This is a genomic window from Roseobacter sinensis, from assembly GCF_025755255.1.
In the GTDB taxonomy this organism is placed as follows: domain Bacteria; phylum Pseudomonadota; class Alphaproteobacteria; order Rhodobacterales; family Rhodobacteraceae; genus Roseobacter; species Roseobacter sinensis.
Genome location: NZ_JALIEB010000007.1, coordinates 26,113 through 48,692, shown reverse-complemented (window position 1 = coordinate 48,692; position 22,580 = coordinate 26,113). Strand labels below are relative to the sequence as shown.

General features: G+C 65.2%; 17 protein-coding genes. 3 read left to right on the top strand and 14 right to left on the bottom strand.

From position 1 onward, the window contains the following. Nucleotides 1-6: 6 nt before the first annotated feature. From MUB52_RS12060 to MUB52_RS12020, 9 genes are all read right to left on the bottom strand, one after another. Nucleotides 7-963: a glycosyl transferase family protein gene (locus MUB52_RS12060; protein WP_263844481.1), complete on the bottom strand. Its 957-nt coding sequence runs from the start codon at nucleotides 961-963 to the stop codon at nucleotides 7-9. Next, on the bottom strand, nucleotides 960-3,590 hold the full coding sequence (locus tag MUB52_RS12055) for a nitrate reductase (protein WP_263844480.1): 2,631 nt from the start codon (nucleotides 3,588-3,590) through the stop codon (nucleotides 960-962). The genes MUB52_RS12060 and MUB52_RS12055 overlap by 4 nt, the downstream gene beginning before the upstream one ends. Beyond that, nucleotides 3,590-3,919: a nitrite reductase small subunit NirD gene (gene nirD, locus MUB52_RS12050; protein ID WP_263844479.1), complete on the bottom strand. Its 330-nt coding sequence runs from the start codon at nucleotides 3,917-3,919 to the stop codon at nucleotides 3,590-3,592. The genes MUB52_RS12055 and nirD overlap by 1 nt, the downstream gene beginning before the upstream one ends. Further along, nucleotides 3,916-6,351: a nitrite reductase large subunit NirB gene (nirB, locus tag MUB52_RS12045; RefSeq protein WP_263844478.1), complete on the bottom strand. Its 2,436-nt coding sequence runs from the start codon at nucleotides 6,349-6,351 to the stop codon at nucleotides 3,916-3,918. The genes nirD and nirB overlap by 4 nt, the downstream gene beginning before the upstream one ends. A 140-nt stretch (nucleotides 6,352-6,491) precedes the next feature. Further along, entirely contained in the window at nucleotides 6,492-8,168 is a 1,677-nt protein-coding gene (locus MUB52_RS12040; protein WP_263844477.1) for an ABC transporter ATP-binding protein, read from the bottom strand. Nucleotides 8,169-8,212: 44 nt separating this feature from the next. Continuing rightward, nucleotides 8,213-9,295: an ABC transporter permease gene (locus MUB52_RS12035; protein WP_263844476.1), complete on the bottom strand. Its 1,083-nt coding sequence runs from the start codon at nucleotides 9,293-9,295 to the stop codon at nucleotides 8,213-8,215. Nucleotides 9,296-9,409: 114 nt separating this feature from the next. After that, nucleotides 9,410-10,777: a CmpA/NrtA family ABC transporter substrate-binding protein gene (locus MUB52_RS12030; RefSeq protein WP_263844475.1), complete on the bottom strand. Its 1,368-nt coding sequence runs from the start codon at nucleotides 10,775-10,777 to the stop codon at nucleotides 9,410-9,412. Nucleotides 10,778-11,051: 274 nt separating this feature from the next. Continuing rightward, the gene (locus tag MUB52_RS12025) at nucleotides 11,052-12,224 is read right to left on the bottom strand and encodes a CmpA/NrtA family ABC transporter substrate-binding protein (RefSeq protein ID WP_263844474.1); all 1,173 of its coding nucleotides are present in this window, start codon (nucleotides 12,222-12,224) and stop codon (nucleotides 11,052-11,054) included. After that, a complete protein-coding gene (locus tag MUB52_RS12020; RefSeq protein WP_263844473.1) occupies nucleotides 12,221-12,805 on the bottom strand; it encodes an ANTAR domain-containing response regulator in 585 nt (194 codons plus the stop codon). The genes MUB52_RS12025 and MUB52_RS12020 overlap by 4 nt, the downstream gene beginning before the upstream one ends. A 177-nt stretch (nucleotides 12,806-12,982) precedes the next feature. On the opposite strand from MUB52_RS12020, the gene MUB52_RS12015 reads away from it, so the two are divergent. Next, entirely contained in the window at nucleotides 12,983-14,218 is a 1,236-nt protein-coding gene (locus MUB52_RS12015; RefSeq protein WP_263844472.1) for a putative DNA modification/repair radical SAM protein, read from the top strand. Continuing rightward, entirely contained in the window at nucleotides 14,215-15,675 is a 1,461-nt protein-coding gene (locus MUB52_RS12010; RefSeq protein ID WP_263844471.1) for a UdgX family uracil-DNA binding protein, read from the top strand. The genes MUB52_RS12015 and MUB52_RS12010 overlap by 4 nt, the downstream gene beginning before the upstream one ends. Here MUB52_RS12010 and iolG read toward each other — a convergent pair. From iolG to iolD, 5 genes are all read right to left on the bottom strand, one after another. Further along, nucleotides 15,656-16,651, bottom strand: a complete 996-nt coding sequence (gene iolG / locus MUB52_RS12005) for an inositol 2-dehydrogenase (RefSeq protein ID WP_263844470.1) — start codon at nucleotides 16,649-16,651, stop codon at nucleotides 15,656-15,658. The two genes, MUB52_RS12010 and iolG, sit on opposite strands and share 20 nt — an antisense overlap. After that, nucleotides 16,645-17,484: a class II fructose-bisphosphate aldolase gene (locus MUB52_RS12000; RefSeq protein ID WP_263844469.1), complete on the bottom strand. Its 840-nt coding sequence runs from the start codon at nucleotides 17,482-17,484 to the stop codon at nucleotides 16,645-16,647. Before MUB52_RS12000 ends, iolG begins: the two co-directional genes overlap by 7 nt. A 152-nt stretch (nucleotides 17,485-17,636) precedes the next feature. Further along, nucleotides 17,637-18,497 (bottom strand): 5-deoxy-glucuronate isomerase, encoded by an 861-nt coding sequence (locus tag MUB52_RS11995; RefSeq protein WP_263844468.1) that lies wholly within the window; start codon nucleotides 18,495-18,497, stop codon nucleotides 17,637-17,639. A gap of 12 nt (nucleotides 18,498-18,509) precedes the next feature. Beyond that, complete coding sequence (iolC, locus tag MUB52_RS11990; RefSeq protein ID WP_263844467.1) at nucleotides 18,510-19,487, bottom strand: 5-dehydro-2-deoxygluconokinase; 978 nt, start codon at nucleotides 19,485-19,487, stop codon at nucleotides 18,510-18,512. Next, nucleotides 19,487-21,349 (bottom strand): 3D-(3,5/4)-trihydroxycyclohexane-1,2-dione acylhydrolase (decyclizing), encoded by a 1,863-nt coding sequence (gene iolD / locus MUB52_RS11985; RefSeq protein ID WP_263844466.1) that lies wholly within the window; start codon nucleotides 21,347-21,349, stop codon nucleotides 19,487-19,489. The genes iolC and iolD overlap by 1 nt, the downstream gene beginning before the upstream one ends. Before the next feature lie 121 nt (nucleotides 21,350-21,470). Here iolD and MUB52_RS11980 point away from each other — a divergent pair, with 121 nt between their 5' ends. Continuing rightward, nucleotides 21,471-22,574, top strand: coding sequence for a Gfo/Idh/MocA family protein (locus tag MUB52_RS11980; protein ID WP_263844465.1), 1,104 nt, complete (start codon nucleotides 21,471-21,473; stop codon nucleotides 22,572-22,574). The last annotated feature ends 6 nt before the right edge of the window (nucleotides 22,575-22,580 follow it).

The following is a 22,580-nucleotide window of genomic DNA, read 5'->3' as shown; positions in this document are numbered from 1 at the left end:
TCTCCTTCAGGCGGCCGCCGCGTGATCGCGCTCGGCCCAGATCCGCTCGGCCGTCCGGCGGGGCGCGTCGACCCCAAGCGTGTCGAGCGCGAGTTCCGCGGTGCCGATGATGATGTCTTCCGCAAAGGGGTCGCGCAGCCGACCGGCCCACATCTCGCCCAATCGGTCTGCCCCGCGCTGCCCGTCGTCGAGACGCCGCAAAGTGGAGCACTGGGCCGGCAAATCGCACGTCCAGGCGCTGCCGTCGCGCAAGCCAAAACCAAGTGTCGGCTTTGAGGGGTGACGCTCGAACTCGCCGCCGCCACCCTTGATCACGGTGAGGGATTGCCACCCCAGCAGGGCGGCCGCATCCGCCTGCAACAGCCTATAGGACGGGTGGAACACGCCCTGGACACTGGCCGGAGCACTCGCCGGGTTCAGCATGCGCGCAACCGTATTGATGCAGGAGCGCAGGCCCAGAACAACCCGAAGATTGAGCAGCGCGAAGAGGTTTGGCGCGAGCTGCTCGAGCGGCAGATAGGCGATGCCGTCCCGGGCGATGAGCCTCTGCGCCTCTTCGGCTGTGTCCGCAACGCCGATGCCCGCGGATCCGAGCCCGTCCCGAACGGCCGCGTCGGCTCCGTTCCAGCCATGCAGCACCACGCGGTGCCCCGCCGAGGCAACCAGCTTTGCCGACAGCAGAAACCAGGGCAGCCCCCTTGTCCGACCGGCCGCATAGCTCGGCCAGTCCAGATCGACAGCGGGGAGCGCCGCCGCATCCTCCTGCGCGGCGCGGGCGAAACCTGCAATCTCGTCGGCGGTTTCACCCTTCATTCGCAACAGCATGAGCAGCGCGCCCACCGCTTCTGGTGCTGCATCCCCCGACAGCATGAGCTGCATCGCCGCATGAGCTTCGGAGTCAGTCAGCCCGCGGGATCGCCCAGGCCCTCTGCCAAGGATGCGGACGTAATCTGCCAAAGTCATTCTGCCGCCTCCCGCATGGATCGGGCGGCAAGAAGTGTCGCGATTTCAGGACGGCAGGAGCCGCAGTTCGTCCCCGCGCCCAGAGCGGCCCCGATCTGATCGACCGAGATCAGGCCCTGCGACTCGATGGCGGTGAGGATCGTGTTCAGCCCCACGTTCAGGCAGGCACAAATAACAGGCCCGGGATCGGGACGGTCTGCCGCCGTGCGACCGGTCAGAACCTCGCGGCCGGGCTCGCCGATCTGCCCTGTGAGATACGCGCGCATCACTGCAATGGGCTCTGGCGCCACGAAGAGAGCGGCACGCAGGCGGCCGCCGTCGTGAAAGGCCAAGCGCGCCGTCCCACGGGCCGCATCTTCGACCATTTGCAAGCTCGCATCCGGCAGGTCGAACATCTCCCGCGCCTCCGCTTCCCAATTGGCCACCGGCGCAGTGCAGGCCAACTCGGCCCGCCAGCCCGTTGCCGTACGCGCCCGCGCCCAGTAGGACGCCCGCGGCGCCAGCTGGTTGGCGGAAACGGCGAAGGCGTACCATGCCGCATCGAACCGCGCGGCGGCGACCACCGCCGCTTTGCTTTCGGGTTGCCCCGACACCGGGTCGGTGGCCCCCGCCACAAGCGCATCGACGCGACCCTTCGGTGCATATTCGGCGGTCCAGTGCATCGGCGCGAAAAGCTGCCCCGGGGTCTGGGCATCGGTGATCCGGGCGCGCAGAATGGCGCTGCCGTGCGCGCTGGTCAGAGTGACGAGGTCCGCGGCTGCGACATCGAGGCGTGCGGCATCTTCAGGATGCAGATCGACAAAGGGTTCGGCCAGATGCGCCGACAGGCGTGGCGACAACGCTGTGCGGGTCATCGTGTGCCATTGGTCACGGATGCGCCCGGTGTTCAACCGGAAGGGATAGCGTCGATCAGTCCGTGCTGCCGGTTCGCGCCAGCGAAGCGGCAGCATCCGCGCCTTTCCGTCACGATGGAAAAATCCGCCATCACCGAAAAACCGTCCACCCCGTTTCGTTTGCGAGACCGGCCAGCGGGTTGGCGGCAGGGCGTCATAGGCGTTGTCGTCCAGATCCGAGAGGCCCGAGATATCGAAATCGCGGCCAAATCGGCCCGCAATAGCTGAGAGGGCTGCATGTTCGCGAAAGATCTCGGCAGGGCTGGTATAGTCGAATGCCGCTGCCCAGCCCATGCGCCGGCCGACATCGGCCAGGATCGCCCAATCATCGCGCGGGCCCTCCGGCGCGGGCAGGACGGGGCGCTGACGGCTGATGGTGCGGTCGGAATTGGTGACCGTGCCGCTCTTTTCCGCCCAAGCCGTCGCGGGCAGCAGCACGTCTGCCAACCGCGCTGTGTCGGTCGAAGCCGTGATGTCGCTGACCACGGTAAAGTCGCAATTCGCAATGGCGCGCGCGACGCGATCCGCATCCGGCATCGACACCGCGGGGTTGGTGTGGATGATCCAGAGCGCCTTGATCCGCCCCTCTTCAGCGGCGCGGAACATGTCGACCGCCTTCCGCCCCGGCGCCATGGGCAGCGGCCCGCTGCCCCAGAACCCGCGCACGGCAGCGCGGTGATCGGCGTTTTCCAGATCGAGATGGCAGGCGAGCATATTGGCCAGGCCGCCGACCTCACGCCCGCCCATGGCATTGGGCTGGCCGGTGACCGACAGCGGCCCCAAGCCCGGCTTGCCGATCCGACCAGTGGCCAGATGGCAGTTCAGGATCGCATTGACCTTGTCCGACCCCGAGGTCGATTGGTTCACGCCCTGGCTGTACACGGTCACGACCCGTTCCGATCTGATCCACTCGGCACAGAACTGCGCGACGGCAGCGGGCTCCAACCCGGTCACCGCGATGTCATCGGCATAGGCGGCGTGCAACGCATCATCGAAGCCGGACACATGTCGCAGGTAGGATTTGTCGAGCGCACCGCCCTCGTAAATCCTGGTGAGCAGGTGATTGAAGAGCGCCACATCGCTGCCCGGCTCCAGCGCAAGATGCAGATCGGCCTGATCACAGCTTGCGGTGCGGCGTGGGTCGATCACGATGATCCGCGTGCCCCGCTGCCGACGCGCCTCCAAGAGCCGCTGGTACAGGACCGGGTGACACCACGCCAGATTGGAGCCGACGAGCACGACCAGATCGGCCTCATCCAGATCCTCATAGGTGCCGGGCACCGTGTCGGTGCCAAAGGCGCGCTTGTGCCCGGCGACCGAGGAGGCCATGCAGAGCCGCGAATTTGTGTCGATATTGGCCGAGCCGATGAAACCCTTCATGAGCTTGTTGGCGACGTAATAGTCTTCGGTCAGCAATTGGCCTGAGACATAGAAGGCCACGCTGTCGGGGCCGTGCTGGGCGATGGTCTTCGAGAACCGCGCGGCCACCTGCCCTAGTGCGTGATCCCATGTAACCTGCTGCCCCGCGATCTGCGGGGCCAGCAGCCGCTCGCCCAGCCCCACGGTCTCGCCCAGTGCCGCGCCCTTTGAGCAGAGCTTGCCCCAGTTGGCCGGGTGATCAGGGTCGCCCCGCACCGCAAGGCCGCCCTGCCCGTCCGGGCGCAGCAGCACGCCACAGCCGACCCCGCAATAGGGGCAGGTCGAGCGCGTCTCGGGCAGGCCGCTGCCGTCCATCAGGCCGCGCTCCGCTTGCCCACGGCAGCTCCGTCCAGCAGGATGCGCCCGGCCTCGAGGCGCACCGGGTAAGTCGCGATCCGCGCGTCTTCCCCGATTGCCTCACCGGAGTTCAGATCGAACACCCAGTTGTGCAGCGGGCAGGTTATCTTTTGCCCATGCACGATCCCCTCGGCCAGCGGTCCGCCCTTGTGCGGGCAGCTGTTGGAAGCGGCAAAGACCTCCGCCTCTCCTGTGCGGAAGAGACCCACGCAGCCCACCGGGGTCTTGACCACGCGGGCGCCGCGCAGGGGGATGTCATCGATATGTCCAATGTCGATCCAGCTCATTCCGCGGCCTCCAGTTCCAGATTTGCAAGCGGCGCGAAGGGCGCGGGCTTGGCCGCGTGTTCGGCCCAGGGGTCCTTGCGATAGATGCTCTGGGAAAGCTCGAAGGCCGCGATCAGGCGTGCACGTTCTTCCAGATCATCGACGACGCGTGCCTTGACCCAATCGAGGCCGACTTTCGCGACCCATTTGTATGGGCGGTCGAGGTACTTCGCGTTCTCGCGGTAGAGCTGAATGAAAGCGACGGTGAGGTCGATGGCCTCCTGTTCGGTCGGCACATCAGCCAGCCGCTCGGTCTCCTTCACGTCCATGCCCGCAGCACCGGCGACGCCCACCTGATAGCCGCTGTCCACGCAGACGACACCCACGTCCTTGCAGGTGGCTTCCGCACAATTTCGCGGGCAGCCCGAGACAGCCAGCTTGACCTTGTGCGGCGTCCAGGAGCCCCACAGCGCCCGTTCGAGCTTGATCCCGAGGCCGGTGCTGTCCTGCGTGCCAAAGCGGCAGTGATCTGTGCCGACGCAGGTTTTCACCGTGCGCAGGCCTTTGGAATAGGCATGGCCCGAGACCAGCCCGGCCTTGTTCAGATCGGCCCAGATATAGGGCAGATCCTCGCCCTTCACGCCCAGCAGATCGATGCGCTGCCCGCCGGTGACCTTGACGGTCGGGACGTCGTATTTCTCGGCCGCATCCGCGATAGCCCGCAACTCGGTGGGGTTGGTGATCCCGCCCCACATGCGCGGGACGACGCTGAAGGTGCCGTCCTTCTGGATGTTCGCGTGCTTGCGTTCGTTCACGAAGCGGCTCTGCGGGTCATCGCGGTATTCCAGCGGCCAGTCGGCGAGCAGGTAGAAGTTCACCGCCGGGCGACAGACATGGCAACCGTTGGGGGTGGTCCAGCCCAGCTCCTGCCAGACGGCGGGCTGGGATTTGAGTTCCTGCGATTTGATCAGGCGCCGCACGTCCTCATGGGTAAGATCGGTGCAGCCGCACATGGGTTGCGCCGCTGGCATCTGGAAGTCATCGCCCAGCGTGACCTGCAGAAGCTGTTCGACCAACCCCGTGCAGGTGCCGCAGGAGGCGCTGGCCTTTGTGGTCGCGCGCACGGCGCCGAGGTCGGTTGCGCCGCCCGCAATGGCATCGGTGATGGTGGATTTGCAAATGCCGTTACAGCCACAGATTTCCGCCTCAGGCGGCAAGGCTGCAACGGCTGACAGGGGGTCCACGGGGGACCCTCCCTGATAGGCCGGGCCGAAGATCAGCGTCTCGCGCATCTCCGAGATGTCGGTGCCGTCCTTGATCAGCCCGAAGAACCAGCTGCCGTCAGCGGTGTCGCCATACATGACGGCTCCGACAAGCTTGTCGTCTTCGATCACCAGCCGCTTGTAGATACCACGGCCCGGATCGCGGAAGACGATGTCTTCCCGCCCCTCGCCTTCGGCGAAGTCACCCGCGGAGAAGAGGTCGCAGCCCGTCACCTTCAACTTGGTTGAGAGGCTCTTTTGCACGAAGGCCGCCTGCTGCCCCAACAGGGTTGCCGCCGCCACCTTGGCCTGATCGTAGAGCGGCGCCACGAGACCGAAGACGGCGCCGTCGTGTTCCACGCATTCGCCCACGGCGAGCACGTCCTCTACGGAGGTCAGCATCTGGTCGTCCACATGAATGCCGCGCCCCACCGCAAGCCCGGCCTCCTGCGCCAAGGCGACGTTGGGGCGGATGCCCACTGCCATGACCAGCAGATCGCACGCCAGTTCGGTGCCATCCTCGAGCAGCAGCGCCCGCACGCGACCGTTCTCCCCAAGGATTTCCTTGGAGTTCGCGCCGCAGAGGATCGTGATGCCCTTCGCTTCCAAGGACTTGCGCAGCAGGTACCCCGCCGCTTCGTCCAGCTGACGCTCCATCAGGTGGCCCATGATATGCACCACGGTCACATCCACACCGCGGGCCGCCATGCCCGCCGCCGCTTCCAGGCCCAGAAGACCGCCGCCGATGACAACAACCTTGTTGTCAGGTCCCATGGCCATCATGCGCTCGGTGTCTTCCAGATCGCGATAGGCGATCACACCGTCGAGGTCATGCCCGGGCAATGGGATCATGAACGGGTTGGAGCCTGTGCCGAAGAGCAGCTTGTCATAGGGCAGCACCTCGCCCGTCTCTGCCGTGACGGTCTTTGCAGCGGTATCAATCGCCACCACGCGCTCGCCGAAGCGGCAGGTGACGCCTGCCGCCGCGTACCAGGCGTCATCGTGGGTCACGATCTCCTGATAGGTCTTCTCGCCCGACAGAACCGGCGACAGCATGATCCGGTTGTAGTTGCCGCGCGGCTCCGCGTTGAAGAGGGTGATGTCATAGGCGCCCGGGTCGGCATCGGTGAGGTGCTCCAGCACCCGGCCCGACGCCATGCCCGCTCCGATGACGATGAGTTTCTGTGTCATTGAAGGCCTCCGAAGATCGCACCTTGCGTATCAAATGCACCGCCTTTGATACCCATGTCCCGCCCGGCGGAAACGCGGGGCAGCCCTTGCGTCCATGTGAAACGGATCGGCCACTTGCTGTTTTGTTCAAGCATTGCCAATCACTCCGCCGCAATGGCCTTGGGCGCGGTCTTCTGCGCCGCCTTTGGGGTGTTGCCGTGCTCATATTCCTCAAGGAAATCGAGCACCTCCTGCCGATAGGTGTAGTAGTCGGGATGCTCCAACAGCGCCTTGCGGGTCCGCGGACGCGGGAGATCAACCTTCGTAATCTTGCCGATGGTCGCCTGCGGGCCGTTGGTCATCATCACCACGCGGTCCGCCAGCAGGATCGCCTCGTCCACATCATGCGTGACGCAGATCGCCGTGACCTTAGTGCGCGACCAGACCTCCATCAGCACCTCCTGCAGCTCCCAGCGGGTGAGGCTGTCGAGCATGCCGAAGGGCTCATCGAGCAACAGCAACTTGGGGCTGAGCGCGAAGGCCCGCGCGATGCCCACGCGCTGTTTCATTCCGTTGGAAAGATCGGCTGCGGATTTGTCCATCGCATCGGCCAGGCCCACCCGCTCGAGGTAGTATTCGACAACCTCCTGACGCTCGACCTGGCTGGCGCTCGGGTAGACCTTGTCGACCCCAATCGCCACGTTCTGTTTGGCCGTAAGCCAGGGGAAGAGGTTGGGCGACTGGAACACGACCGCGCGCTCCGGGTCCGCGCCCTCCACGTGGCGGCCGTCGAGCTTGATCGCCCCTTTGGAGATCTCGTTCAACCCGGCCGCCATGGTCAGAACGGTGGATTTGCCGCAACCCGAATGGCCGATGAGCGAGATGAACTCACCCCGGTCGATCTTGAGGTCGAAATCCTCGACCACCGTGAGCGGCCCCTTGGGTGTCGGGTAGACCTTGTGCAGCAGACTGAAGTCGAGAAAACGGTTCTCGATCAGGCCTTTCTGCGCATCGGCAACAGCCGTGGGTACGCCGTGAATCGGGGTTACCTCGGGCAACACGCGGGTGCCCTCCACCTTGGCCTCGATGCCCACGTCCATGAGGTATCCTGTGACCTCCGCCCGCAGCGCCTTGAAGGTGGCGTCGTTGTTCATCGCCGAGCGGTCGCGCGGACGCGGGATGCTCACGTTGAACTCGGCACCCAGCGTGCCCTCAGGCGTCAGCGCGATGATCCGGTCGGCGAGCACGATGGCCTCGTCCACATCATTGGTGATGAGGACACAGGTCTTGCGGTCCGCCTCCCAGATATGCTCGATTTCGTCTGCGAGGTTCGCACGCGTCAGCGCGTCGAGCGCCGACAGCGGCTCGTCCAGCAGCAGTACGTCGGGGTTCATCGCCAAAGCACGCGCCACGTTGACCCGCTGGCGCATGCCGCCCGACAGCTCCGCCGGGCGGCGCGTGGCCGCGTGGCCAAGTCCGACCATGTCGACGTAATGGGCCACCTTGTCGGCCTTCTCGGCAGCGGTCAGGTCAGGAAAGACCGTATCCACCGCCAGCCGCACATTTCCGGTGACCGTCAGCCAGGGCATGAGCGAGTAGTTCTGAAAGATAACGCCCCGCTCGGGTCCGGGCTCGGTGATGGGCTTGCCGCGGAAGGTCACACTGCCCTGGGACGGCGTGTCGAGACCGGCCATCATGTTGATCAGCGTGGTCTTTCCGGTGCCGGAGAACCCGAGGATCACGAGGAACTCGCCTTCTGCAACGGTCAGGTTGATGTCCTTCAGAACAGCCGTGTCGCCGTAGGATTTGGAAACGCTGTCGAATGTCAGGATACCCATGGGTGACTCCTTGTTGCGCTATCGCTTCGGTGCTTGAGCGCAGGCTAGCGGTTGTTCGTGAAGGTGAAGAGCGACTGCAGCGCGTACATCACCCGGTCGAGCAGGAAGCCGATGATCCCGATGGTGAAGACCGCCACCATGATCTTGGCGAGCGAACTGGAGGAGCCGTTCTGGAACTCATCCCAGACGAATTTTCCAAGTCCTGGGTTCTGCGCCAGCATCTCTGCGGCGATCAAGACCATCCAGCCGACACCAAGGCTGAGGCGCAGACCGGTGAAGATCAGCGGCAGCGCAGAGGGCAGCACCAGTTTCGTGATCTTGGTGTAGGTGTTCATCTTCAACACCTTGGAGACGTTCACCAAATCCTTGTCGATGCTCGCCACGCCAAGCGCCGTGTTGATCAGCGTCGGCCACAGCGAGCAGAGCGTCACGGTGATGGCCGAGATCAGGAAGGATTTGGCGAACCAGCCGTCCTGCGTTACGTAGACGGCCGAAACCACCATGGTCACAATCGGCAGCCAGGCCAGCGGCGAGACCGGCTTGAAGATCTGGATCAAGGGGTTGAGGGCTGCATTCGCAGTCGGCGAGAGGCCCGCCGCGATCCCCAGCGGGACAGCCACAACCGTCGCGATCATGAAGCCGAAGAACACTGTTTTGATCGAGGTCCAGATCTGCGTGTAGTAGCTCGGCGCACCTGTGTAGGCGACCTGCTTGACCTGATCGGCCTTGCCCGCATCGATCAGCTTCTGGTTCCGCTTCTCGACCATCTCGTTGAATTTGGCCTCTTTCGCGGCCTTGGCCTGGGCGTCTTCGTGCAGGTTGACCACTTCAGCCCAGACCTGCGCGGGTCCGGGCACGGCGCCCAGCGATGTCTGAACTTTCGGCGCCAGTGTGCCCCACATCAGCAGGAAGGCGCAGATGGCCAAAAGCGGCACGCCGGCGAGGCGCCAGAGGTCCTTCATCTGGGCGCGCGGATTGTCCCCGGCGGCGGCCTTTACGATCGGGGTGATCCAGGCGATCCCCAGAACCTGAAACCAGGTATCGGCTTTGTTGATGCGGGTGAAGAGCCGGGCGCGGCGCGCCTCGCGAGCCTCTTCGGCGGCGAAATCCGGGTCCACTGTGGTCATCTGGGGTCTCCTGGATGGGGATCTAAGGGGTGTTGGCGTGCTGGGCGAATGTGTCGGTGCGGAGCGCGCGGCGGGGCAAGGTGGTGTTCACGCCACCTTGCACCGCCGCCCCTGTCACCCGCGGACCTCGGAGCCCACCACCGTCTGGCCGCCCTTCAGGCCGATCGGCAGGCTTTCGAGGTAGGCGTTGGGGCTGCGGCCGTCGTAGGGAATGCCGTCAATGATATCCTCAGCGGGGGTTGCCGCCTTGTAGCCATCGCTGTCCCAGGGAAAGTCCGCTTCGTTGGCGAGGCCCTCATCCACCAGCAGGCGCGCGGCGGCGAGATAGATCTCGGGCTTGTACACGTCCTTGGCCACGTCGTGATACCACTGGTCGTCCTTCGCCTCGTCGATCTGCCCCCAGCGGCGCATCTGCGTCAGGTACCAGATCGCATCGGAGTAGAAGGGATAGGTCGCATTGTAGCGGAAGAAGACGTTGAAGTCGGGGATGTCGCGCTTGTCGCCCTTCTCGAACTCGAAGAAGCCGGTCATGGAATTGGCGATCACGTCATAGTCCGCGCCCACGTACTCCGGTTGGCTCAGGATTTCCACGGCGGCCGGACGATTGGCGTTGTCGTTCTCATCGAGCCAGATCGCCGCGCGAATTAGCGCCTTGGTGATGGCCAGCGTCGTGTTCGGATACTGCTCGGCGAACTCGGCGGTGATGCCAAAAACCTTCTCGGGGTTGTTCTTCCAGAGCTGGTAGTCAGTGATCACCGGCACGCCGATGCCTTTGAAGACGGCCTGCTGGTTCCAGGGCTCGCCCACGCAGTAGCCGTGGATCGTGCCCGCCTCCAAGGTTGCCGGCATCTGCGGCGGCGGCGTTACGGAGAGGAAGACATCCGCGCCAATCTGGCCGGAGATATTCTCGGGGCTGTAGTAGCCGGGGTGCAGACCACCTGCCGCAAGCCAGTAGCGCAGCTCGTAGTTGTGCGTCGAGACCGGGAACACCATGCCCATGTTGAAGGGCTCGCCCTTGTCTTTGAATGACTGCACGACCGGCGCCAGCGCCTCTGCGCTGATCGGGTGCTGCGGGCGGCCGTCATCCATCTTCGGGATGTTCGGCTTCATCATTTCCCAAACCTCGTTGGAGACGGTAATGCCGTTGCCGTTGAGGTCCATCGAGAAAGGCGTGATGATATGCGCCTCCGTCCCGAAGCCGATGGTGGCGGCGAGCGGCTGTCCCGCGAGCATGTGCGCGCCATCGAGCTGGCCGTCGATCACGCCGTCGAGCAGCACCTTCCAGTTGGCCTGCGCCTCCAGCGTGACGAAGAGCCCCTCGTCGAGGAAGTAGCCATTCTCATAGGCAACCGCGAGCGGCGCCATGTCTGTCAGTTTGATGAAGCCGAAGGTCAGCTCGTCCTTTTCCAATTCCAAGGACTGCGCCAGGGCCGGTCCCGTGGTCAAGGCAGCCGCTGCCAGACCGAGGAGAATGTGTTTCATATCAAAGCCTTTCGCTCTCGCGCCCGGCTGTCCGGGCAAGAAAAAAAGCCGCCGACCTGAACCGCCGGGGAGGAGAGAGGCGGTGAAGGTCGAGCGGCTTTGCTCAGTGTAACCCCGATCGAGGGGCATATTTCGAGGACGCGCATCTTTGCGTGTCTGTATCGGAGTTATGCAGACCGGCACCTCAAGCGATCAAGCGGCTTGCTTCGATTTTCGGAAAACTTTCTGCATCGCAGCAGCAGAGGCGCCGCATGTGCACAAAATTCGTGCACAATCAGCCCGTCGGCTCAAATGTGCGCCCATCGAAGAACCGATCACGGCACAGAATCACGCGGCCTGCGGCGGAGGCCACGGCGGTGTCCGCGTCCAGAGCGCCTTCGATTTTCGACGACGCACCGGGCAAATCGGCGCTGGTTCCCTTCAAAGCCGCCCGGAACAGATCGGTCCGATAGACCTGTGCGGCAGCCTCGCGAGCGGCGGCCGGGTCATGGCCGGTGCGCAAGGCCATCTGGTGGCCGATCCACTCCGCCTGGCTGCGCCAAGGAAAGTTGGCCGCCCCGCGCGCGAACTCAACAAATTGCGGCGTGTCGCGCTCTTCTCCAGTGGCATTGATCGTGAGCCGCCCGGTCAGCGCACGCTCGATAAGCTCGGGCGCAAGGTCGAGGTAGGCGGGCCTACTTAGCAGCTCGGTCGCGAGCAGGATCGATCCCGGCTCCGCCAACCACCGCCCTGCCCGCCACACCGTGCGGATCAGACGAAAGAGCAAGGAGCGCTCTGTCTCGGCCCAGTCCTGCCGCACGGCCAGCACCTTCTCCGGGGCGAAATTCCAGATCGCGGCCCCGGGCAGCAGGAGCGCGCCAACCCCTTTCTCGACAGTGCGGGACCCCCAGGGTTCGCCCACGCAGAAGGCGTCGATCTCGCCCGCCTCGATGGCCTCTGCCATCAGCGGTGGCGGCACGGTCTTGATCTCGATCTGCCCCTCGGCGACGGGGCCGAGGCTCGCCAACCAGTAGAAGACCAGTTCAGCATGCATGGAGAAGGGGAAGGGCACACCCACGCGCAGCGGCGTGTCGCTGACCTGAGACAGCGCCACTCCCGCGGCGCGGGCATCGAAGAAATCGAACCCAAAGCCGGCGCCACGCAGCCGCTCTTCCAGTACGCGGTTGACGCCAACCACATTGCCGTTCACCGACATCACCGAGACCGCCGCGAGTGGCGTGCCGCCGCCACCGAGCCCCATGGCCACAGCCACCGGCACGGTGGAGAGCATATGCGCGGCATCCACCTGCCCGAAGCTCAGCATGTCGCGCAGGCTTGACCACGAGGGTGCGCGGCGCAGCTCGAGCGCGATGCCTTCCTGTGCGGCAAAGCCCATCTCCTGCGCGACGATCAGCGGCGCTGCGTCCACCAGGGGGATGAACCCGACCGAAAGCGCTGCGGTTCTCATGACAGAAGCCCGGCGGCAGTGACCAGCGCCGAGGCCACGTCGGCCACCCGCTTGCCCTGATCCATCGCGGCTTTCCGCAAGATAGCGTAGGCCTCCTCCTCCTCGACACCGCGCGCCTTCATGATCATGCCCTTGGCACGGTCGATCAGCTTGCGCTCTTCGAGGGCCCGCTTGGTCTCGGCCAGTTCCACCCGCATCCGCTGGAACATGCGGAACCTCGCAATCGCCGCATCGAGCACCGGTTTCACGCGCGCCGGGTGCAGCCCGTCGACCACATAGGCCGAGACGCCGGCCTCGATCGCGGCGTCCGACAGCCCCGCCTCGGAGCGATCCACGAACATTGCAACCGGCCGGTCCATCGGGCCGGACGCCAAGGCCAGTTCCTCGAGCGTGTCCCGAGACGGATTGGCGATGTCGATCAGAACGATATCAGGCTGCCGGGCGGCGATTTCCTGCGCGAGGTGCGTCAGCTCCGATATCACCTGAACATCGAACTCGCCGGCCTGTTGCAGCCCCTCGGCGATCTGCATCCCGCGATCCCGATCCGCCTCCACCACGATTATGGACATCTTCCCCGTCATTGGCCCCTAGATCGCGCCGCGCATCGTGCTTTGTAAACGGGCGACGCTGCTCTGCAGCATTTCGGAGTACGACGGGAGGGCGATATGACTATTTTTTGAGCGCATTTTCCCAAGGGTGCCAAGAGGTCGCAGGGCGCTAGGCTTGCCATGGCGAGCAATGGAACATATCAAGAACATATGGCAAAGCGATCCCTGAAAGAAAAACTGGCGATCCTCAGTGATGCGGCCAAATACGATGCCTCCTGCGCGTCCTCCGGCTCGACCCGCCGCGACAGCCGGGACGGCAAGGGGTTGGGCTCGAACGAAGGCTCGGGCATCTGCCACGCCTACGCCCCGGACGGGCGCTGCATCAGCCTGCTGAAGATCCTGATGACGAATTTCTGCATCTACGACTGCGCCTATTGCATAAACCGCGTGTCCTCGAATGTGCAGCGTGCGCGCTTCTCGGTGGAGGAGGTTGTGTCGCTCACCATCGAATTCTACCGGCGCAACTATATCGAAGGGCTGTTTCTGTCGTCCGGCATCATCCGCTCTCCCGATGCAACCATGGCCGATATGGTGCGGATCGCGCGCAAGCTGCGGGAGGAAGAGAATTTCAGAGGATATATTCATCTGAAGACCATTCCCGACGCCGCACCAGAGCTTATTGACGAGGCCGGGCGGCTGGCGGATCGGCTATCGATCAATGTGGAGCTGCCCACCGATGCCTCGGTCAGGCAACACGCGCCGGAGAAGAGCCCGGACCAGATCCGCCGCGCGATGGCGGATGTGCGGCTCCGGCGGCAGGCGGCGAAGGAGCGCAGCCACACGGGCAAGCGCCCGCCGCGGTTTGCGCCCGCCGGGCAATCGACGCAGGTGATCGTCGGAGCAGATGGGGCCAATGACGCAACCATTCTGGGCCAGTCCACGCGGCTTTATGGTTCTTATGGATTGAAGCGCGTCTATTACTCGGCATTTTCACCGATCCCGGATGCGTCCGCACGGCTGCCGCTGGTCAGCCCACCCTTGCAACGCGAGCATCGGCTCTACCAGGCGGATTGGCTGCTGCGGTTCTATGATTTTCAACTGGATGAGATCACCGGCGTGGCACCGAACGGCAACCTCGATCTGGAGGTGGACCCCAAGCTCGCCTGGGCGCTCGCCAACCGCGCGCAGTTCCCGGTGGATGTGAACCGCGCCTCGCGCGAGATGCTGCTGCGCGTGCCCGGGTTTGGCGTGAAGACGGTCAATCGCATCCTCGGCACGCGGCGGCACCGGCGGCTGCGCTATGACGATCTGCTGCGCATCGGCGCGTCGATGAAGAAAGCACAGCCCTTCGTCACGGCGCAGGGGTGGACCCCCGGCGCGCTGACCGACAGAGCTGATCTGCGCGCGCGCTTCACCCCACCGCCGGAACAGCTGAGCCTGTTTTGACCAAGCGTGTCACCCTGCCCCGGATCGGAACCGAGGCCGCGTGGCGCCGCGCCGCGCGGGGGGTCTTGAGTGCGGGCGTGCCACCGGAAGACTTGCGCTGGACAGACAGCGATGCACCGCAGGGGCTGTTCGATGCCGAGGCGCAGGTGCCGCCTGCAACCCGCGAGATCCGCGTGCCGCGCGCCTTTGCGGCCATGAGCAACGCGGTGATCTGGCACAGCGATGCCGACCGGTTCGACCGGCTCTACGCATTTCTCTGGCGGCTGCAAAAGGAGCCCCGGCTTATCGCTGACCGGGGCGACCCGGCCTTGGCTCACCTGCGGCGGATGGAGAAGGCGGTGCACCGCTGTAAACACAAGATGAAGGCCTTCGTGCGGTTCCGCGAGATCGGAGACCCGGGCGCCACGCGCCGCAGTTTCGCCGCCTGGTTCGAACCCACGCACCACACGGTGGAGTTCACCGCCACCTTCTTCGCGCGGCGTTTTGCGGATATGGACTGGCGGATTTTCACGCCGGATGTTTCGGCGATCTTCGAGGACGGGCGCTTGCGCTTTGCGCTGGATGTGCCGCGCCCGGAGTTGCCCGAGGATGCCAGTGAGGGGCTTTGGGTGACCTACTTCCGCAACATCTTCAACCCCGCGCGGTTGAAGGTGCAAGCGATGACCTCCGAGATGCCCAAGAAGTACTGGCACAACATGCCCGAGGCTGCGAGCATTCCGGAGCTCATCGCCGGGGCCCCGGCCCGCGCCCGGGCCATGGCGGCGGCCGCCCCCACCTTGCCGCCTGCACGCACCACACGTGTGCAGGCGGCAGCGCAGGCCGAAGCGCCGGATCACTGGAGCGCGCCGAAGGCGGGGTTTGCAGCGGCCCTAGCAGGATGCACACGTTGCCCACTTCACAGCGGTGCGACGCAGGCGGTGCAGGGCGAAGGGCCAGAGACCGCCGAATTGATGATCGTGGGCGAGCAGCCGGGAGATCAGGAGGATCTGCAGGGCCGCCCTTTTGTCGGACCCGCTGGCCAGGCGCTGGACGCAGCTTTGCAGGCGGCGGGCGTGTCCCGGGCCGAGGTTTACCTTACGAATGCGGTCAAGCACTTCAAATATGTCACCCGCGGCAAGCGCCGTCTTCACCAGCGGCCGAACAGCAGCGAGATCGCGCACTGCCGCTGGTGGCTCGACGCGGAGCTTGCCCGCCTGCACCCCCGGATTGTGCTCGCTCTGGGGGCTGTCGCGGCGCAGGCGCTCACCGGAGATGGCGCGCGCATCATGGCGCGTCGGGGCCAGATCGAGCAGGGGCGACATGGCGGACCGGTGCTGATCTCGCTGCATCCCGCGCATATTCTGCGCACGCCGGATCGGAACGCGCAGATGCGGCTGCATCAGGCGCTGCGCGACGACATCGCGACAGCACACGCCATCACCAGCGTCGGTTCGAATGTCAGTCGAGCGGGATCTTGACCGGCTGCCCGCTCGCCCAGGACCGGGTCGCGGCGTCGGCAAGCACCTGTGCGCGAAGCCCATCGACGATTCCCGGCGACGGCGGGTTGCCCGTGCGCAGCGCCTCTACGAAATGCTCCATCTCGGCGAGATAGGCGCTCTCATAGCGTTCGAGGAAGAAGTGCTGCGCAGGCGCTGTCGCGAAACCTGCGGCGGTTGCGACTTCGATGGTGTGCTCCTGCACGTTGGCCGCGCGCAGCATGCCCGCAGCCCCGTGCACCTCGATCCGCTGGTCATAGCCATAGGTGGCGCGGCGCGAGTTGCTGATCTGGCAGATCTTGCCGCTGGCGGTGGTGAGCGTCACGGCGGCGGTGTCCGCATCGCCGGCCGCACCGATCTCCGCATCGACCAGCGCGCTGCCGACGGCGAAGACGGTGACGGGCTCCTCGCCCAGCAGGAACCGCGCCATATCCAGATCGTGGATCATCATGTCGCGAAAGATGCCGCCGGAGCTTTTGATGTAGCTGACCGGCGGCGGTGACGGGTCGCGCGAGAGGATCGTGACGATCTCGGCCGCGCCGATGTCACCGGCAGTCAGGCGGGTGTGCAGATGCGCGAAATTCGGATCGAAGCGGCGGTTGAAGGCGGTCATGAAGGGCACGCCCGCCGCCGCGACCGCCGACATGCAGTCGCGGATGCGATCGGCGGACATGTCGATGGGCTTTTCGCAGAAGATCGCCTTGCCCGCTTTGGCCGCTGCGTGGATCAGACCGTAGTGGGTGTCTGTTGGGGTGCCGATCACGACTGCGTCGACCTCGGCGCTATCGATCAGGGCGGCGCTGTCGCGCACCGGGGCACCGGTCTTCTCGGCCAGCGTTTGCGCCGCGGCCGGGATAGCGTCGGAAACAGCGCTGACGCGCGCGCCGTCAATCCGGGAGATGGATCCCGCGTGCACTGCACCGATCCGACCACAGCCAAGAATCCCGATGTTCAGCATTGCACCTCTCCTTTCAGCCCGCGCAGCACCGCACGGGTGGCCGCGACGAGCGGATCGTGGGTGTCCTTGAGGATATCCACGCGGTCGAAGCGGGTGGGGACGCTGTTGACCGCGTCACGCAGAGCGGCGCCGAAGGCCATGCGCAGCTCGGTCCCGATGTTGTATTTGCAGACGTGGGACGTGCGCGCGAGGTGCTGGCGTTGCGCGAGCGGTACGCCGGAGCCGCCGTGGATCACCAGCGGGACATCCGTCAGAGCTTCGATGGCGCGGATGCGCGGCTCGTCGAGCCCGCCCTCCTTGTTCTCCTGGAGGTGGACGTTGCCAACGGAGATGGCCATGGCATCGACGTGCGTCTCGCGGGCGAATTGTGCAGCTTCATCGGGGTCGGTGCCTTGCGACGCGGCGCCTTGGGCGTATCCCACGAAGCCGATCTCGCCCTCGCAAGAGATGCCAGCACTATGCGCGATCTCTGCAATGGCCGCGGTTTCGTCGATGTTCTGCTGCAGCGGCAGGCGCGAGCCGTCGAACATGAGAGATGTGAAGCCCGAGTCCAGTGCCTCGCGGCACTCCTCTGCGGTGTAACCGTGGTCAAGGTGCGCGACGACCGGAACGGAGGCGCTTTCGGCGAGGTGACGGAACATCTTGCCGAGGATTGGCAGCGGTGTGTGGGCCCGGCAGGAGGGGCCGGCCTGCAGGATCAGCGGTACGTCTTCGGCTTCGGCGGCGGCCACATAGGCGCGCATGTCTTCCCAGCCGAGCGTAACGAGGCCGGCAACGGCGTAGCCGTCCTTGAGAGCGGGTTGCAGGACGTCGGCGAGGGTGACGAGGGGCATGGGCTATGTCCCGTCGCAGGTCGTCGAATTGAGAGACATCGCCCGGCGGCACCGCCGGGCAGCCCCCGACCGCCCCCCCGGGCGGGGGCTTTCAGCCCCGTGCCCGCGGCCGGGGGTTGCCCTCCGTGCATCTTGCGACGTTGCAAACTGCGTCACTTGAACTTCGCCACCATGTCCTTGATCCCCGGGATCGTCTCGATTTGATAGGCGTGGGTCGGTTGGAAATACTGCACCAGGCTGCGCTGGCTGAGCCCGCCAAGGATGGTGAAATAATACATCTCATAGCCCGGCATCACCGCGCAGGGGTGATAGCCCTTGTCGATGCAGATAGTGGAGCCGTCCATCAGCTGATAGGCATCGCCGGGCTTGTCCTCCTCGCGCTGCAAGATCTGCACGCCCGAGCCGTGCTTGGGCCGGAAGCGGAAGTTGTAGGTCTCGTCGTGCCGCGTCTCGATAATATCCCCCCCGGGCCCGTCCCGCCTATCGGTGTCGTGTTTGTGCGCTGGGAACCCCGACCAGCCGCCCTGCCCCACCGTGAAAAGCTCCGAGACCAGCAGCCGCCCGACCTTGCCGTGCTGTTTCTGGCCGAGGATGTGCTTGATCTTGCGGTGGGTCTTGGTGTCGTCGGAGCCGTATTGCACTTTGTCGAGCTCGGGCACGCGCACGTCGAAGGGCTCCAGCACCTTGTCATACTTGGCTCCGGCGATGAAAGTCTCGGTGGCGTCCGAGGTGCAGGTCATGCGGACCTTCGCGCCGACGGGCACATAGACGCCTTCGGGCTCGCCGTCCCAGACGTCTTCGCCGCGATTGCCAAGTCTGTCGAAGGTGACGCCCGCGACCTCAACATCCACGGTGCCGGTGGCGGGCACGATGCAGGTCTCGTAGCCCGGCACCTGATACTCGAAACTCTGGCCCTGGGTCAGCTTGACGATGTTGAAGTAATTCAGCGGAACCGTAGGGTCCTCCGCGCCCACGATGGGCTTGTTCTGATTGTCGTGCGGGGCGATGTGCATGATGTCTCCTTCCTAGGCCGGGGTCGGGCCGGGGTGCGCGGCGAGGAAGGCCGCGAGTTGCTCAGTGTCGGGCATGGCGGGCGCGCAGCCGGGGCGGGCCACCACATGGGAGGCGCAGGCGGAGCCGCGCAGCACCGCCTCTTTCAGCGGGCGGCCTGTCGCAAGGCTGGCGAGCAGGCCCGCCATGAAGCTGTCGCCCGCGCCGGTGGGTTTCACGGCCTCGACCGGGTAGATGCCCGTGCGGGTCTCGGTGCCATCCGCGAAGGTGATCGCGCCGTCCGGGCCCATCTTGTAGATCACGATCTCCGCGGTGCTCTCGGCCAGTGCACGGGCCTTGGCGAGGCCCTTGTCGATGTGACCGGCCATGAAGCCGAATTCTTCGTCATTGCCGACGATCACATCGGCCATATCGCCCGCGCGCGTCAGCACCTCGGCGGCTTCTTCCGCCGAGGGCCAGCTGTAGGGGCGATAATCAATGTCAAAGAGGATCGGAAGGCCTGCGGCCTTGGCCTTGTCGAAGGCGCGGAAGGCCGCAGCGCGCGAAGGCTCGGCGGCAAAGACCGTGCCTGCGGTGAGCACGGCTCCGTAGGCCGCGACGTCGATGGCGTCGATGTCGGCGGTGTTCATCTGGAAATCCGCCGCGTTGTTGCGGTAGATGACCGACTGGTGCTCTTCGATGCGCGTCTCGTAGACGGCAAGCGAGGTGCGATACTCGCCGCGCACGCGTTTCACATGGGTGCGGTCGACCCCGTAGTGATCGAGCTGGCCTTCGCAGTACCAGCCCACGGCGTCATCCGAGACCGCCGTGACCAGCGCCGCCTTGCAGCCCAGTTTCACCAGCCCCGCCGCCGTGTTCGCCGCCGAGCCGCCCATGCTCACATGCATGGTGGTGGCCTGCCGCGTGCGGGTGCCCGGCGGGTCGGGGTAGAAATCCATCCCCACCCGACCGATTACGAGGAAGTTGCCGGTGGCGAGGGCCTCTTTGAGCATCAGACACCCTTCCGCTGGCGGGGGCGCGCGCTTTCCCACTCTGCATGAGCGGCCCGCACTTTCTCGGACGCGGAGACCTGCGGCGTGCCGCATTCCCACCAGGTGTGGCCCTGCGTCGTCCAACCCTCGTAGGCATCGACCTTCATGACGATCACGCTGGTCTTGTCGGCGGCTTGGGCGCGTTTGAAGGCCTCGGCAAGCTCGGCGGGGTTTTCGACGGTTTCGGCGTTCGCCCCCATGGAGGCGGCGTGCGCTTCGAAGTCCACCGCGAAGGGCGCGGCCACCGTGGGGCAGTCGACGATCAGGTTGTTGAAGCTCTCATTCCCGGTGTTGGTCTGCAGCTTGTTGATCACCGCAAAGCCACCGTTGTCGAGCACGAGGATGATCAGCTTCTTGCCCGTGAGCACCGAGGAGTAGATGTCGGAGTTCAGCATCAGGTAGGAGCCATCGCCGCAGAACGTGATGGTGTCGCGCTCGGGCTCGCGCTGGGATTGCGCGATGCGCGCGCCCCAGGCCCCGGAGATCTCGTAGCCCATGCAGGAGTAGCCGAACTCCACATCCACGGTGCCGGGATCGAGCGTGCGCCAGTTGGCCGTGACCTCGGCGGGCAGGCCCCCGGCGGCGGCGACCACCCGGTCGCACGGGTCGCAGAGCGCGTTCACCACGCCGATGGCCTGGGCGTAGGAATTGGGGCGGTTGTCGCCGTAGGACACGTTGTCGGCGACATAAGCCACCCAATCAGCTCGGTGGGCTTGGGCGGACTCCACCCAAGGTTCGGGTGCGTTATACGGACCGAGCGCCGCGTCAAGCGCCACAAGCCCCAGTTTCGCGTCGCCAACGACGGGCAGGGAGCGGTGTTTGCCCGCGTCGTGTCGGCCCGCATTCAGAGAGATGAACCGCGCGTCCTTGGCAAAGGCCGTCCAGGAGCCGGTGGTGAAATCCTGCAGACGTGTGCCCACGGCCAAGATCACATCGGCCTCTTCGGCGATGGCATTGGCGCTGTCGGACCCGGTCACGCCGATGGGCCCGATGTTGAGCGGGTGGGTGTCGATCAGGTTCGCGCGGCCCGCAATGGTCTCGACCACGGGGATCTGGTGCGCCTCGGCGAAGGCGGTCAGCTCGGCAACCGCGCGAGAATACTGAACCCCACCGCCCGCGATGATCATCGGGCGTTTCGCGGTTTTCAGGAGCGCCGCGGCATCGGTGATTTCAGCCGCATCCGGTGTCTGACGGCGGATGCGGTGCACGCGCTTCTCGAAGAACTCCCCCGGGTAGTCGTAAGCCCAGCCCTGTACATCTTGCGGCAGGCCGATGAAGGCTGGGCCGCAATCGGCTGGGTCGAGCATCGTCGCCAGCGCCGCGGGCAGCGACTGGATGATCTGCGCGGGATGCGTGATCCGGTCCCAGTAGCGGCTGACCGGCTTGAACGCATCATTCACGCCGAGGGTCGGGTCGTGAAAATGCTCCATCTGCTGCAGTACCGGGTCCGGCAAGCGGGTGACATAGGCATCGCCACAGAGCAGCAGCATCGGCAGGCGGTTCGCATGGGCGAGCGCCGCGGAGGTGACGAGGTTCGAGGTGCCCGGCCCGGCGGATGCGGTGCAGAACATAAACCGCTGGCGCAACCATTGCTTGGCGTAGCCCGCGGCGGCGAAGCCCATGCTTTGCTCGTTCTGGCCGCGGTAGAGCGGCAGCGTCTCCTGCACACCGTAAAGCGCCTCGCCCAGACAGGGGACATTTCCATGGCCGAATATGCCGAAGCCGCCGCCGCAGACGCGCATCTCGGCCCCGTCCACTTCGATGAACTGATTGTCCAGCCATTTCACGATGGCCTGCGCAGTGGTCAGGGTGTGAGAGGTCATCGAAACAGGGGTCCTTCAGGCGTTTGTTGCGGCCTTATCAATTCGCGTCTTGAACAGCTCCGACTCTCACGATACAAATTTTGCAACCGGTTGCAACCGGAGTCTCGCAAAAGGAACGCCGATGGCTGAGATCGGGATAGGCATTGTCGGCGGCGGGTACATGGGCAAGGCCCATGCGGTGGCGATGTCGGCGGTGGGGGCGGTGTTCAACACAGGCTTGCGGCCCCGGCTGGAGATGATTTGCGCCACCTCTCCCGAAAGCGCAGAGCGATACCGGGCGGCCTACGGCTTTGCCCGGGCAACGGATGATTGGCGGGTCCTGGTCGAGGACGCGCGGGTCGAGGCGGTTGTGATTGCAAGCCCGCAGGAGACCCATCGCGGGATTGCAGAGGCTGCGTTTGCGCTTGGCAAAGCTGTCTTTTGTGAGAAACCCTTGGGCGCTTCGCTGCAGGACAGCCAGGCGATGGTTGCCGCCGCCGACGCGGCCGGCGTCGCGAACATGACCGGCTTCAACTATATCCGCACCCCGGCCAGCCAATATGCCCGCGCGCTCATCGCCGATGGCGTGATCGGCGATGTCACATGGTTTCGCGGCGAGCACACAGAGGATTTTCTGGCCGATCCCGAGACACCCGCAAGCTGGCGCACGGTGGGCGACGCCAACGGCACCATGGGCGACCTCGCGCCCCATATGATCAACGCAGCGTTGGCGCTGCTTGGTCCAATCGACCGGCTGATCGCCGAGGTCGAGACCGTGCATAAGGCGCGGCCCGGCGGTACCGTGACCAACGATGACCATGGCCAGATGATGTGCCGCTTTGTCCGCGGCGCGATGGGTCAACTCTACTTCTCGCGCATCTCAACCGGGCGCAAGATGGGCTATGCGTATGAGGTCACCGGCACCAAGGGGGCTATTCGTTTTGATCAGGAGGACCAGAACGCGCTCTGGCTCTACCGCGCTGAGGGGCCGGAGGCGACGCGCGGCTTCACCAAGATCCTGACCGGTCCGGCGCACCCTGACTATGAGCCTTTCTGCCAGGGGCCAGGGCATGGCACCGGCTACCAGGATCAGATCATAATCGAAGCGCGCGATTTCCTGCGGGCCATCGAGACGGGCGATCCGATCTGGCCCACATTCCGCGATGGCCTGGAGGTCAACCGCGTGATCGCGGCGGCCATGGTGTCGTCGACCGACAAGACATGGAAGGCGATTTCCGATTTCTGACCCGGG